Raw genomic sequence first — 13,762 nt, forward strand, 5'->3', positions numbered from 1 at the left:
TTAAGCAAGTCGAGTATTTGCTGATTGTTTCGCCTGATACGAGACGACTTATTGGTAATTTGCTCCATGAGAGCAAATCTATTTGAAGTAAGGTTTGAAAACTATGTGTAGTTAGTCGTGTGCTTACTTTATAACTACTATCTAATAATTTAAGTGTTAGCCTCCCAAGAGTGGCTTTTTCAATTACATGTTTATTTGTTACAATAGCCATGAAACGAATTGTGTCAACCTGAAATTCATAAAAAAAGCCAGTTCCAGTAGAGCTATAAGTTTTTTTTGCTCCTGAAATACTGGTATCTCTAAAGCCTTCAACTCTGACAGTGGTATTTGGAAGCAAATTTGGCGGAAATAGATTCCTCTGAGAAAAAGCTCCAAACGATATTAAGACGCTTACAAAGTAAGTAGTTAGTTTTTCCATTTTTTTGTAGTTAGATGCGATATTATAGATTTTTCATAATTTTTTTTTAAATTCTAGAAGCGGACATTAGAAAATTTATTGAAGTATAAATTGGTAAAAAATCAAAAAGAGGCCAAAGCTCCTAAGTGAATTCTCTTCCAAGGTTTTAAAACCCGAAAGCATGAGGTTTTGAAATAAAAGAATACTCATTGCATTCTTTACAGTAAAGAAGTATAAGGCCGGTTTCTTTTATTACTTGTTTAAACTCTTCTTCCCAGCCGAGTCTCATTTCAGTTTTGTGAGTTTGCCATGGACTCGGCGGCATTCGCTAGAACTCCATCTTTGGCACTGCCTCGAACAGTTGATAAATATACCGGAGTGATTCCCCGTTCTTCGCCATTTAAATTGCCGCTTTTATCCCTACCAGTCTATCTTACCTTTACGCCAAAGATCGTCCAGTACACTTGTAAGCTCCCCTTATTTTACTGATTATATTAACAAGGTCTTTTTTGCTAACATGCAACTATTTCTCTGTTGTCTTTATATCGAAATGTCCAGGCAAGTCTTTTATATCAGCCTTAGTGTGTGTCCGTAAAGAAGGAGTGGCGGCTCTGGAGTGTGCCTTCACACAGCCTGGCAACAGAAAGAAGTGAAAATGTTTCCTGGCTAATGGCGAGAATAGAAGAATAATTGAGCAGCTATTTTAATGATCACTTATGCATAACTCATCGGCTCATAGCCGAAATACCTTTTCAGTATACTTAGCTGACCAATATGGTATGCTTCATGATGGCAGATAAATGTAATAAACCCCCGCAGGGTGCTATCACCAATCGGTGTTTGAATAGGCGGGTCGGCCTGTAGTTCATCCTCGGTCAGGCTTTCCAGCCGGTCAATAATTTTTTCGGCAAAGTCCTCCCAGCCCGCTGTCAGCTTATCCATTGAGGGATAATTTATATCATCCTGAATTCCTTTTCCTTTTTCAAAAAGTTCAGGATAGGGTTCCCTGTCAGTAAGCCCCAGCACCGTGCTGAGCATGTAGCGGGTAGCAACAAGGTGACCGGTGATCCATGCTATATGATTAGGGCTGCCGCCAAAATGAGCTTTGGCATGCTCTTCCGTAATATCTCTTGTCACGTTAAGAAAAAGACGTGTTTGCAGCTTAAAAGTCTCAATTACCGGCTGTAAAGTTGTGGTTGCGGTTTCCATACACGCAGAAGTTTATCTTTGTATTAAAGTTACTGATATTATTTGTCCTCTGAATAGCCGTTCATTCGTTATAATCATACATTAATCCGGTATGTCTTACATCCGTTATATAAAGAGCAACGAATACGCCGGCAATATTGAATTGCCGTTTATTACCCATTTCAGTTTTAAGAAAGTGATAGACTGGTGGCAGGGGCAACTAAATGAACCTGGTTCCTTTGAAGCCGACCGGGCTGCCGAAGTCTTAAGGCGGGTAAACAAAAACCCTGCATTAGCGGAACCATTTACCGATACAGCCTTTATTGAAAATAACCAGGAAGATATTCAACTGTTGTTGTCGCCGTTCTTTCCATCGCTTACTACCACCAATGAAACAAGAGCGGTTACCCTGCCTTACCAGCCTTTTTTCTTTAATGTTACCAAACGCTTTGACGGGGTACTCGACGCCGCTGATGGAGATATAGGAGTGCCCTTTAACAACGAGAATTTTATGTATGTGTTTGGTAGTGTCTCCATATTGAATGCGCTTTATAGCGCCGGGATCAACTATACCCGCAATTTTTATTTTGATATCCGGGATAAAAAGACGGGTATTATGCACCGGTACCGGGCTTTTTTTAATGGTGATTTTGCACAGTTGAAGCCATTACAACAAATTGAAATAACCGAAAAAGATATCAGGGAGCTGGTAAATAATTTTGATAATATCGAATTATGGAAGAAGAAAATCCCGCCGAAGAGTTTCGTGCTCGAAGGGATCACCATCGTTACACTTTTTGACGTTACGAGAGAAGAATCCATTTCGGCGCTGAAATATGACTTGTTGAAAAAAGATGCGCTGGTAATGCCCGATATTGTTGAGCGGATAAGAACGAACCTGGGTGCCCTGCTGAACGTGCCTCATCTTAAAACAGGTTTTATCTCCTGGGATAAAGGACGAAACGTACTGCAATCATTGGGTTATGGATTCTGGAACAGTATCGTGATGAGCGATAAAAAAACAAAAAAAATTGAAGACGCATTTTACGATGTTTCGGAGCAATGCATTTTTAATAAAAAGAATCCATTCATTTTGCCGGAAATAGAGAATGGGGATGTCGATAAAAATGTATTGTCCACTCAGCTGGTTAAGCATAAACTAAAAAGTTATATAGCCATTCCATTACTGTACAATGATGAACTGATTGGGGTGCTGGAGCTCGGTTCTGAAAATGCCAATGAATTAAATGCCATTATCCCGCACAAATTGCAGGAAGTGGTCCCTCTGTTTACAACGGCATTAAAACGGTGGCAGGAGGAATTTGAAAACCAACTGGAGGCAATTATCCGCCAAAAGTGTACCGCTATCCATCCTACTGTTGCCTGGCGGTTTACGGAAGCAGCAGAGAAATTAGTGAACAACCTGCGTTTTTTTGCCGATGCCAGCATGGAGCAAATTGTATTCAATGATGTGTATCCGCTGTATGGGCAAGTAGATATACAAGGTTCCTCCACCCGGCGCAACCTGGCCATACAGGGCGATTTGGTGGAGCAACTGACGCTTGCTAAAGCGGTGCTGGATACAGCGGTCAATAAATTTTCTTTGCCTGTTTATAAAGAACTTCAGTTTCGCATTGAACGCTATATTGAAAAATTAGAGGGAGGACTTGCCGCCGGCGATGAAAACCAGGTACTGGAATTTTTAAAAACTGAAATTTATCCGGTATTCAATCACCTGCATACGCTAACTCCTGAATTGCATGAAGCCCTGCTTGATTATGAAAAACGATTAGATCCCTCACTGGGTGTGGTGTATAAACAACGGAAAGATTATGAGCAAAGCATAAAACTGATTAATGATAAGGTTTCCGCCTACCTGGATAAAACGCAGTTGGCTGCTCAAAATATGTTTCCCCATTATTTTGAAAAATATAAAACAGATGGCGTAGAACATAATTTGTATATCGGGCAAAGCCTGGTTAACAATAAAACATTTCATCCATTATACCTGCAGAACCTGCGATTATGGCAATTGCTGGTGATGTGTGAAACAGAAAATGCCATACGCCGGTTGAAGCCTAACTTAAAAACAAAGCTTGATATCTGTTCACTCATTTTAGTGCACAGCAATCCGCTGGCTATACGCTTCCGGATGGAAGAAAAGAGATTTGATGTTGACGGCGCCTATAATATCCGGTATGAGATTATGAAAAAACGGATTGATAAAGCCCTGGTAACAGAAACAAATGAACGGCTTACTCAACCCGGCAAAATTGCTATTGTGTACTCACAAGATAAGGAAGCCAAAGAATACATGAACTACCTGCGTTACCTGCAAAGCATCAGTTATATCGGGTCCGAAGTGGAATGGCTTACGCTGAAGGACCTGCAGGGTATTACCGGTCTGAAGGCATTGCGTGTACAAGTGGTGTATCAGCAATCTTTTAATGGCGTTAAAGACAGTAAGGCGGTTGAGGTGCTGGAGAGGATGAATTAGATTAATATTTTGGCTGGTAAAGCCTCCGCCTTGTGTGTCTCCACACACCAATCCTTAGCAACAAAATAAAAAAGTGTGTGTTGTGGTGTAGACATACTAAGATTTGATTTGATTTTATTTTATATTCTGAAAAATGTGATCGCTATTACATTGGTTATTGTTCAGACGTTTTGAAACGATTAGAAAGACATAATGCCGGAATGGTAACTGCAACACGAAACTGTAGACCTTATTTGATCAAAGCAGTAAAGAACTTCGCAACAGAACTGGAAGCAAGGAAAGAAGAACTCCGGTTAAAAAAACAAAAAAGCCCCCGAAGAATCGGGAGCCCTGAGATTGAAACGAAAACCAACTATTTTGACATTCATTACACAGCATTCTTTTGTTCCTGTGTTTTAAGCCTGAGTTTATTTAAGTGTACAAGAAATACTAATGTGGCAATCAGCATTACCACGGCTGCCAGGTAAGCGATAAAAAAGCCATAGTCTTTTTGCAGCGACAGCGGCCTGTAATCGGTTTTCTTTACCGAAGGTTTGGCAAATGGAGCTTTCTCTTCACCGGCAGGTTTCGCCGCTGATTTTATATACTCCACAATACTTTTGATATGATCATCTGTCAGGTCAGGATGATCAGGCATCGGCACATTATTAAATTGGTTAAAAACGGCCACCGCATCTTTGTCTCCGCTTTTTACCAGCGTTTGGGATGAATGCACAAATTTGATGATCCAGTCAATAGAGCGTCGCTGATCCACGCCGGCCAAAGCGGGGCCTGTCATTGTTTTATTTATGTTGTGACAGGCGGCACAGCGGCTGGTAAAAATTGTTCTTCCTTCTTCAACGGGAGGAGCTGCATTTACCAGGATTACTCCGCTCAATAACAACAGCAGTAGTGGTAATTTTTTACAGTTCATGTTTTAATTTTTTTATATCGTTTACCAATTGTTTCACTTCTTTGTCGCTGGTGCCATCGTAGTAGCCCCGTATTCTTTTTTGAGGATCGATCAGCACCAGCTTTTCGCTATGGATAAAATCGTTGGGTCCACCATCACCATCCGTCGCCACGATCATAAAACTATTACGAGCCAGTTTGTAGATCTCTCTTTTATCACCCGTCAGCAGATCCCACTTCGCCGTAACAATTCCAAACCGGTCTGCATGAGTTTTTAACTGTGTGGCACTGTCTCTTTCGGGATCTACACTAAATGAACTCAGCCAGATGGCACCGTCATTTTTAAATTCTTCATTAATCCGCATCATACTGGCTGTCATTTTCGGACAAATGGTTGGACAATGCGTGAAGAAAAAATCCGCAACCACAATCTTACCATCCCACTGCTTCTCTGTTTTTACAATCCCGTCCTGGTTGACCAGTTGAAAATTACCAATGTGATGATCTTTGGCTTTACCAATGACCGGCAATGCTTCAAACTCTTTTTCGTAGAAGTTCAGCAAGGCCCAGGCGCTGAACGGCAACACAAATACGGCTGTGATGAATAATGCTATCGTGGATCTTTTTTGCATTAGTTTTTAACTGACGCTTGCGGTACAGGATTATCAATATTATATCGTGGCGAACCCGGTCCACTGTTTTTATTTACGTTATACAATGCGGGGATATAAGCCAGCAGGATGATCACCAGCATGGTCACCAGCCAGGGTTTAAACCTGTCAAAAATGGGTACTCTTTTTTCATCATGGTAAGCTTCACTAACTGGTATCTCCAACTCACCTTCCGCTTTCTTTTTGCTGAAAATGGTAGCGAAGAAGATGATGATGAACAGCATACCAGCAATGAACATGATGATGCCACCCAGCAAAGCCAGCAATGTAGTCGGTACCCAGTCGCTGCGGAAAAGTGGGTTTCCAGGATCGAGATAAGAAGTACCGAGATTGGTTCTCCGTGGTTCACCACGCAAACCACCCCAGCTCATACCGAAAGAAAAGATCAGCATGCCTATTACCCATAGATAAGGAATGATCGTATTGAGCTTTGGCAAGGCGATTTTCTTTCCGCTCAGTTTTGAATAAATGTATAAGCTCATACCCACAATACTCAGGAACACCGGGCCAGCTACGGTCATGTGAAAGTGCCCCGGCATCCAGGCGGTATTATGTACTACTGTATTTAATGAATAAGAAGCATTGATGATACCGGTAACCCCACCGAAGATGAATAAGATCAGGCCACCGATAAAATAGGCAAACAAAAACCTGTTCTCATCAAACCAGGGAAGCTTTGTCATCCAGCCAAACAATCCTTTGGCTCCTCTTTGCCTGCCTGCATATTCCAATGATGCAGCCAGTGTAAAAGCAGTGATAAAGCTTGGTATGGCTACGCCATAAGTCAGCATGCCATGAAAGAATTTTACACCTTGTGCGATAGTAGGATCACTGTATTGGTGATGCACACCTACCGGTATTGAAAATAATAGGAATAGGAACAAGGCAACTCTTCCGGCAAGATCAGAATACAGTTTGCCACCTGCCACTTTTGGAAGAACAGTGTAAAACATGATGTAGGCAGGTAATAACCAGAAATACACCAGTGCATGGCCAAAGAACCAGAATAATGTTCTTGCCAGGTTTACATTCACCGTGTCGGTCCAGCCCATCGACCAGGGGATCAACAGCACTAACACTTCATACGCCACTGCCAGTGTACAAACAAACCAAATGATAAAATTGATCAGCGTACCTAATACCGCCAATGGTGTTTTGGTTTCGGGATTGGCTTTTTTCCATTGATTGTACATTCTTGCCCAATCAAACAAAGGAACCCAGGAACCCACTATTAATAAAGCCGCACCGAGATAAAACAAAGGATGACCTTTTAATGGCGGATAAAAAGTATAAAGAACAGATGCTTTACCAGCCAGCATAGCCCAGGCGGCCATCAGCACACCGGACAACATGAGCCAAAAGCTAAGCCACATTAATTTTTTGTTGGGCTCTTTTTTAAAATAAAAACTGATCGTCACATGACCAAAAGCCACGGCGAAAAAAGTGGTCAGCACCAATGCATTGATCACACCATGTAAAGTGAGACCCTGGTAGTAATCCAATTTTGCAAAAGCACTTTGGTGCAAGACACCGGCCCGGTAGATTGTTTGCATCAGGCCATGATAAATGCCAATGGTCAATAATGCTACGGGGATGGCCAGCTCGAGAAAAATGACCCGTTTGAATGATTTTGATACTTGCATGTTTGTTGGTTTTTGCCAGGCGCCATTTTCCTGTATTCGACAGGAGGCCCGGCAGTTAGTATTCTATTAATCGTTTGCAAATGCTGTTTGTTTCAACATGCTTCACCCCCCTTTAGGGGTTGGGGGCATAATTGACGATCACCTGTGCCCGCATGTTTTGGTGACCAACGCCACAATATTCATGGCAGACGATATCGTACACGCCGGGCTTATCAAATTTTACGGTTGTCTTATTGATAGCTCCATGAACCGCCATCATGTTGATATTTTTCTGGGCGATATTGAAACCGTGTACCACGTCTTTGGAAGTAAGATAGAAGTCCACCTCGCTGCCGACTGGCACATATATTTCAGATGGTTGAAACTGCCACATGGAAGCCACCGAAAATACCTGGTAGGTAGTTGAGTCCAGTTTATTGATCTTCGGTTCTTCATAGGCCTTGTCGTACGGCAGGCACTCCGGTACATCGCTTTTATATTTTCCCTTTGCATAGAGCAATGAAAAAACAAACAGGCCAATCACCGCTAAGGTGATTGCTACTACTTTCTTTTCAGATTTGTCGATTGTCATAATCAGTCAGTTTTAAACTCGGTCGATCATTAATAAATAGATACCATACCAGAAAAGCAGTGCGAGGATGACTAACAGGATAAAGAAAGCCATGGCACCTTTGGGAATAAATTTTTCTTCGTTGGGTGATTCCATATTTGTTGTTTTTGACATTTCGGAGACAAAAGTATCCTGCACTATTTCCGCAAATGATGATTCAAAGTATTCGGACCACATGATTTTTATCAGGTGAGAAAATGAGGATCGTCAAGCTGGTTGATTGATTGTTTAGTCTGGCTTCCGGATGATTAATATCTGCCTGGTATTTAACCTTAATCATGTGATACGAAACGGGTGTAGATGACATTTGCTATATGAATACTACAAGTGTCAGCCCGCTATTGATAAGAAAGTACAACCAGCCGGTACCCCGCTATACCAGTTATCCTACGGTCCCTTTCTGGTACGACAACATCGATAAGGAGAAATGGAAAGAACAATTTGCCCGGCAGTTTGATAAACAAAACGCCGCCAACGGCATCAGCATTTATATACATCTGCCCTTTTGTGAATCACTATGCACCTATTGCGGCTGCAATAAAAAGATCACCCAAAATCATTCTGTGGAAGAAGAATACCTGGCGGCTATTGAGAAAGAATGGAAACTCTATCGCCGGTTGATGAGCCAAACTCCTGTTATAAGAGAAATACACCTGGGCGGTGGCACCCCCACTTTCTTTTCGCCGCAAAATCTGAAAAGGCTGCTGGACACCCTGCTCAAATATAGTATCGTTCATCCGCAACATGAATTCAGTATTGAAGGACATCCGAATAATACGACCAAACAACATTTGAAGCTTCTATATTCTTTAGGCTTTCGCCGGATCAGCTATGGTGTGCAGGACCTTGATCCCGAAGTACAGCGGGTAATCAATCGTATTCAACCTTTTGAAAATGTAAAGCAGGCCACTGAAAATGCAAGAGCAGCCGGCTTCAGTTCGGTAAACTTCGACCTGATCTACGGTTTACCCCTGCAAAACATTCAAAGCATTGAAAACACCATCAACCAGGTGATCAGCTTAAAACCGGATCGCATCGCCTTTTACAGTTATGCCCACGTACCATGGACAAGCCGTGGTCAGCGTTTGTTTAATGAAACGGACCTGCCCGGCGCTGAAGAAAAAATCCTGTTATACCTGAAGGGAAAAGAATTGCTGACAGTACATGAATACACTGATATTGGCATGGATCACTTTGCACTGCCACATGACGAACTATTCATCGCAAAACAGAGTGGCAAACTGCACCGGAATTTCATGGGTTATACCACGCAAAACAGCGGACTTTTATTAGGACTTGGCGTATCCAGCATCAGCGACCTTGGTAATGCATTTGCGCAAAATGACAAAACACTGCATAACTACTATGCGCTCATAAACAAAGGTGAGCTGGCTGTCAACCGCGGTTATTTTTTAAATGAAGAGGACCTGGCTTTCCGTCACTATATCAAAAATATTTCCTGTAAAGGAACAACGTTTTTTCAACCGGAGCATCTTCCTTTGATACAGGAATTTTGTTTTCCGCAATTGGAGCAGTTGGCCGCAGATGGGCTAGTGAAATATGATCAACAACAATTAATCATAACAGAGGAAGGTCATTATTTTATCCGTAACATTTGTGCAGCGTTTGATCTGTATTTCCAACGCAGTAGTTCATTAGCCAGCAAAGAGACTTTTAGTAAGGCGATATAAAAAGATTATTCCAAAAATTATTAATTCTCAAGCGAGTTACAGCTAGAATACCATGACTACAACGGCCTTTGTGGGCTGCTGTAAAAGCTATTTTCGTGTCATCATTCTCAATTTTGTAATAAGTGAAAGAATCGTTTTTGACATTGTACCATCTTTAATAAATCTTACAATATCGGGCTTAAATTTATCTTTTATTTTTACTCTCAGTTCTCCATACTCTTTTAAATACTCAATAAAATCTTCTTTTTCAAAGAATTTAATGATGTCGTTAAAATCAAAATAATTTTGACTTATTCCAGCAAATCTTCTTTTTATGAAACTGTCATAGCCTTGTCTTTCTAGCCGTCCTTTCGTAAAAAATAGACCAAAAAAATCTTCTAAGAATTCTTTTATTTGCTCATCGTTTCTCTTTTCGTTTAATTTATCCTTTTTAAATGCTTTATTGAATTTGTCATCTGTTGTGCAGTTTCTGAAATTTTCTTTAGGAATGGGTATCTTTTTATGAGAATCGAAATCTAAATTTAATAGGTATGTATTTTCAAATACAGTGTTTTCATTAAATAAGCATGACCAAAAAGATTGATAATTGTCTATAAACGAATCTTTGATTGTAAGATTTGAAAAATTAAATCTTATTGCTTCCTCACTACTATGCATATTGATAATGTGAAGTCCATTTAATTCATTTGGAAATTGTGCAAATAAAGCTGTCAGTAAAAGTGTATTTTGCTCAACATTGTTTGATTTCGCTTTTATGTTTAGGGTTATGCAAATATTAAAGAGGCCTGAAATAGATTTTCTTTTTATAGATGTGTTTATTTCAGTATTCTGATTTATCTGACTTAATAAATCAGAGCATTTTAAAATTTCATTCTCTGTCCATGAGGGTATTCTGTTCTTAATATCAGTTATCATACCAGATCCATACCAGCAGTTCTCAGATATTATTTTCAAGAAGTCATCGCTTATCTTTTCAAATTCACTTTCTAGCCTTATATATCTTGATATATAAATGCTTTTAAAATAGTCTGAGAAAAAATCGTACCTGAATCTTATTGATTTATTAGAAGTAAGAATAAAAGGATGTGATTTAAAAGCCTCAATAGTTGTTGTGTCGATATGTTTATTAGTCGCTTCTTTTAACTCTCTACCAAAATTATCTAATGAGATAACACCCCTTCTTTTTATCGCCCAATATGAAAAAAATTTTACTTGCTCATCAACATTTATTTGTTCTACACGAAGTCTCTCTCTGTAACAAATGCGATAAATAATATAGTCATTTTTTACATTCTTGTCGAGAATTGTAGAATTAAATGATGTGTCAGAAGATATTACTTCCTGCTCTGACTCAACAATTGACCGAATAACATCTAAAACGTAAGGATGAAAGAAAAAGTCACCTTTATAATCTGGCATTTTGAATTCATCTGCTATTTTAAGACTCTTTTCAACTTTCCTTTTATCTTGATTATAGCTTTTTCCAAAGAATCGTTGAGTTTGTCTTTCATTGAATGGCAAAAGTTCAGCTGTAACAATTTGATTCGAGTTGTATTTCGAACTCTCCCAAAAATATGACCTACAAGTTATTATTATTTTGCCATTGCCTTGTTCAGATGTGTAATCAATGATTGAGTTTAGAAACTCGTCAACATTAAATTTGGGAACTTTAGAAATAACTTCATCAAGGCCATCAATTATCAATAAGAAGTTACCTGCATCTAAGTTTAATCTGAATAAATCTTCATTTAGTTTTTCCCCGTCAGCACTATTTATTTCGTAAAGTGCTTCATAAAAATTGTAAACATTTATGTTTTCATAACTCTTTTCTCTTTTAATTAATTCATTTCTAATTTCACTTGAATCAATAAATAAAACTGAAGAATTTGGATTGATTGTTATAAACTTGTCGGCAATGAATTGAGCAAACGTAGTTTTGCCAATACCTCCAGTTCCTTTTAGAACTAATATTGGTTCATCTTCATGGTTTAACCAGTCCTTAAAAAAGTTAGTGTCTTCAATTGTAGAATTGTTTACTTCAAAGGAAGGAATAATAAAATTTGGTATGTCAAGATATTTGTCTCCCTTATTTTCAGTTATGCTCTTTGGTGTACATAATTCCCTGATAAAGTCATCAACATAATAAATATTTAAAGGCTTAAACCTATTTTGAATGTTTTGCTTCCTTTTTTCTGGATTCACCTGATTTTTTTCTTTAGGAAGTATTATAACCAACCCCCTTTCTTTGAAAACATCCGGATGTGCATTCTTGATATGATTATAAGTTTTTTGCCAATATATCCCTTCAAACAAGTATAAAAAAAACGTAACGTTTTTTCGCAAAGAATCATATTCTTGAAAAATGTGATACCCTATTTTTGAGGTATTGTCTTCAAATTTTACAATCTCTTTAAAGTTTGCATGTCTATTGTATAGCTGAAGTATTTTTAGAAAATCTTTATTGCTTTTGACATCTCTATCGTCGATAATTTCATCGCTTACTATTTTAAAAATAAATTCACCCCCTTTATGGTTTTTATCCATGAATGGATGCCCTTGAGGTGCTTGAAACAGATTTAATGAGAACTGTTCTTTTACATATTCTATCAAACTACTTACTCTAATATCTTCCGTAGAATTTTTTAAGAAAGAAACAATACTGTGTGAGAAAAAGCTATTTTCATCTTCAGTCCCATCATAAGTAAAGCTCTGGCCTGAAGTTAAAGCCCATCTCGAAGAAAACGAGTAGTAGTCCGATGTACTTTTTGTTCCATTTTGAATTAATAAACTCCAGGAAAAACAGCAATCTGAAATTACAAAAATGTGTTTAGCTTGGATTTGTTGTATGAATGTTTGGACTGTTTCGTTCGGGACCCATGTTGTATAATCTTTGCTGCCCTCAACAGGAACCCAGAACCCTCTGTTCATTGTATTATCTAGTCCACCATGTCCAGAAAAATAGATAATTAAATTTGATTCATCTGTTAGTGTGGTAACATACTTTTTGAAAATATCTTGAATGTTTTTGTTCGTTGCTTTTTCATCATAAAGTTCACAAACGTTTGCTTCCTCAAAGTCAAATTTTTGAAGTAAAGTATCCTTGAAATCTTTTACATCTTTAACACAGGATGCAAGCTGAGTCTGATTTTGGTATTTATCTATAGCAATTAGCAGTAAATGGTTGGTTAATGTCGTGGTTTTTGTCAACTGTATCAAATTTTAGGGTGTTGAAATTTATAGCCGCTAACGTGTGTTGTGCGTCGTCTTTTTAGGCTATGGTTAATTTTTTTAAGTCGTCTCTTTTATCAATAAAGTTTTTAAGATCATAGAAATGATTATCAAAAAACAACAGATCGGCACTCATGTTTGGGACAAAAGCAAAATATAAATTGTCTTTGATAATTTTTAGTTCCTCTTCATAGCCAACCAACCAACATCCATTGTAGTATTTTTCGACTTGTGTATCAAATAGCTCTTTTAACAATAACTGCTTTTGATTCTTATCTAAAACATCATGATCGTCAATTTCGTTTATAAAACTTTTATATCTTTTTAAAAGTAGAATTAAACTAGTATGAAACAGTCTTACGTTTCCTAAAATCAAATTATCATACGGCTTCCCTTCGCTCTTAACTGAATTTCCGGCTTTAAATTTTGCAAGGTCTGCAAGCCAATCTTGATCCTTTTTTAAGTCATCATATTTATTAGAAACATAAATTGGAAAGCTTAAAAGATCATATGTAGAAAAGGCAGTACCGTTGTCCTTAGTAGGTGTCTCTCCGGCTAATTTGTTGATTTGTTCTTTATAATAATTAAAATAATTACTTCCTTGTTGGTGTTTATTTTGTTTAAAGGTCAATAAAATCGTCACAATTACTCCAACAAATCCGAAGAATGAAATTATCGGAGAAAGTATATTATTAAATTCCTGCGAATTAAACGATAGATGAATGTTTGTGCAGTATAAGATTCTAATAACAATGTCGACTAAGATAACCACAACTAGCAAAATCAGTATGGCAACAGGATTTATATGTCTCATTGAGGTGGTCGTCTAAGGTGGCTTATAACACACTAATTTATGCTTTAACGCGGCAGTGCCAAAATTTTTCGGCCATTTAAAATGAAAACCCTGCCAGGACAACCTATTTCAATCGGTAGTTATAAATGTATC

The 13,762-nt window shown here is 38.4% G+C and carries 12 protein-coding genes; 3 read left to right on the forward strand and 9 right to left on the reverse strand.

All coding sequences use genetic code 11. From position 1 onward, the window contains the following. Together P2W73_RS13485 and P2W73_RS13490 are read right to left on the reverse strand one after the other, a co-directional pair. Nucleotides 1-418, reverse strand: a 418-nt coding sequence (locus P2W73_RS13485; RefSeq protein WP_276502583.1) for a hypothetical protein, incomplete at its 3' end; no start/stop codon positions are given. Between the two features lie 693 nt (nucleotides 419-1,111). Continuing rightward, a complete protein-coding gene (locus tag P2W73_RS13490; RefSeq protein ID WP_276502584.1) occupies nucleotides 1,112-1,606 on the reverse strand; it encodes a DinB family protein in 495 nt (164 codons plus the stop codon). A gap of 91 nt (nucleotides 1,607-1,697) precedes the next feature. Between P2W73_RS13490 and P2W73_RS13495 the strand changes: the two genes are divergently transcribed. Then, entirely contained in the window at nucleotides 1,698-4,082 is a 2,385-nt protein-coding gene (locus tag P2W73_RS13495; protein WP_276502585.1) for a hypothetical protein, read from the forward strand. 116 nt (nucleotides 4,083-4,198) lie between these two features. Continuing rightward, the gene (locus P2W73_RS26515; RefSeq protein ID WP_369127525.1) at nucleotides 4,199-4,549 is read left to right on the forward strand and encodes a GIY-YIG nuclease family protein; all 351 of its coding nucleotides are present in this window, start codon (nucleotides 4,199-4,201) and stop codon (nucleotides 4,547-4,549) included. Here the strand turns inward: P2W73_RS26515 and P2W73_RS13500 are convergent. The 5 genes from P2W73_RS13500 to P2W73_RS13520 all read right to left on the reverse strand — a co-directional run bounded on the left by P2W73_RS13500 (nucleotide 4,450) and on the right by P2W73_RS13520 (nucleotide 8,074). After that, on the reverse strand, nucleotides 4,450-4,995 hold the full coding sequence (locus P2W73_RS13500) for a c-type cytochrome (protein ID WP_276502586.1): 546 nt from the start codon (nucleotides 4,993-4,995) through the stop codon (nucleotides 4,450-4,452). The genes P2W73_RS26515 and P2W73_RS13500 overlap by 100 nt on opposite strands. After that, a complete protein-coding gene (locus tag P2W73_RS13505) occupies nucleotides 4,985-5,605 on the reverse strand; it encodes an SCO family protein (protein WP_276502587.1) in 621 nt (206 codons plus the stop codon). The genes P2W73_RS13500 and P2W73_RS13505 overlap by 11 nt, the downstream gene beginning before the upstream one ends. Continuing rightward, complete coding sequence (locus P2W73_RS13510) at nucleotides 5,605-7,287, reverse strand: cbb3-type cytochrome c oxidase subunit I (protein WP_276502588.1); 1,683 nt, start codon at nucleotides 7,285-7,287, stop codon at nucleotides 5,605-5,607. Before P2W73_RS13510 ends, P2W73_RS13505 begins: the two co-directional genes overlap by 1 nt. Before the next feature lie 112 nt (nucleotides 7,288-7,399). Then, nucleotides 7,400-7,858, reverse strand: a complete 459-nt coding sequence (locus tag P2W73_RS13515) for a cupredoxin domain-containing protein (RefSeq protein WP_276502589.1) — start codon at nucleotides 7,856-7,858, stop codon at nucleotides 7,400-7,402. 12 nt (nucleotides 7,859-7,870) lie between these two features. After that, nucleotides 7,871-8,074 (reverse strand): cytochrome c oxidase subunit 2A, encoded by a 204-nt coding sequence (locus P2W73_RS13520; protein ID WP_276502590.1) that lies wholly within the window; start codon nucleotides 8,072-8,074, stop codon nucleotides 7,871-7,873. Nucleotides 8,075-8,211: 137 nt separating this feature from the next. Here P2W73_RS13520 and hemN point away from each other — a divergent pair, with 137 nt between their 5' ends. Next, the gene (gene hemN / locus P2W73_RS13525) at nucleotides 8,212-9,588 is read left to right on the forward strand and encodes an oxygen-independent coproporphyrinogen III oxidase (RefSeq protein ID WP_276502591.1); all 1,377 of its coding nucleotides are present in this window, start codon (nucleotides 8,212-8,214) and stop codon (nucleotides 9,586-9,588) included. Nucleotides 9,589-9,675: 87 nt separating this feature from the next. On the opposite strand, the gene P2W73_RS13530 is transcribed toward hemN, so the two are convergent. Continuing rightward, nucleotides 9,676-12,795, reverse strand: a complete 3,120-nt coding sequence (locus tag P2W73_RS13530) for a caspase family protein (RefSeq protein WP_276502592.1) — start codon at nucleotides 12,793-12,795, stop codon at nucleotides 9,676-9,678. Between the two features lie 61 nt (nucleotides 12,796-12,856). After that, entirely contained in the window at nucleotides 12,857-13,630 is a 774-nt protein-coding gene (locus P2W73_RS13535) for a hypothetical protein (protein ID WP_276502593.1), read from the reverse strand. Between the last annotated feature and the right edge of the window lie 132 nt (nucleotides 13,631-13,762).

Source organism: Terrimonas pollutisoli, assembly GCF_029360765.1.
In the GTDB taxonomy this organism is placed as follows: domain Bacteria; phylum Bacteroidota; class Bacteroidia; order Chitinophagales; family Chitinophagaceae; genus Terrimonas_B; species Terrimonas_B pollutisoli.

Excerpts from the sequence above, each read along its gene's own strand:
- P2W73_RS13490 (WP_276502584.1), bottom strand. The coding sequence starts at position 1,606 with ATGGAAACCGCAACCACAACTTTACAGCCGGTAATTGAGACTTTTAAG.
- P2W73_RS13495 (WP_276502585.1), top strand. The coding sequence starts at position 1,698 with ATGTCTTACATCCGTTATATAAAGAGCAACGAATACGCCGGCAATATT.
- P2W73_RS13500 (WP_276502586.1), bottom strand. The coding sequence starts at position 4,995 with ATGAACTGTAAAAAATTACCACTACTGCTGTTGTTATTGAGCGGAGTA.
- P2W73_RS13505 (WP_276502587.1), bottom strand. The coding sequence starts at position 5,605 with ATGCAAAAAAGATCCACGATAGCATTATTCATCACAGCCGTATTTGTG.
- P2W73_RS13510 (WP_276502588.1), bottom strand. The coding sequence starts at position 7,287 with ATGCAAGTATCAAAATCATTCAAACGGGTCATTTTTCTCGAGCTGGCC.
- P2W73_RS13515 (WP_276502589.1), bottom strand. The coding sequence starts at position 7,858 with ATGACAATCGACAAATCTGAAAAGAAAGTAGTAGCAATCACCTTAGCG.
- P2W73_RS13520 (WP_276502590.1), bottom strand. The coding sequence starts at position 8,074 with ATGTGGTCCGAATACTTTGAATCATCATTTGCGGAAATAGTGCAGGAT.
- hemN (WP_276502591.1), top strand. The coding sequence starts at position 8,212 with ATGAATACTACAAGTGTCAGCCCGCTATTGATAAGAAAGTACAACCAG.
- P2W73_RS13535 (WP_276502593.1), bottom strand. The coding sequence starts at position 13,630 with ATGAGACATATAAATCCTGTTGCCATACTGATTTTGCTAGTTGTGGTT.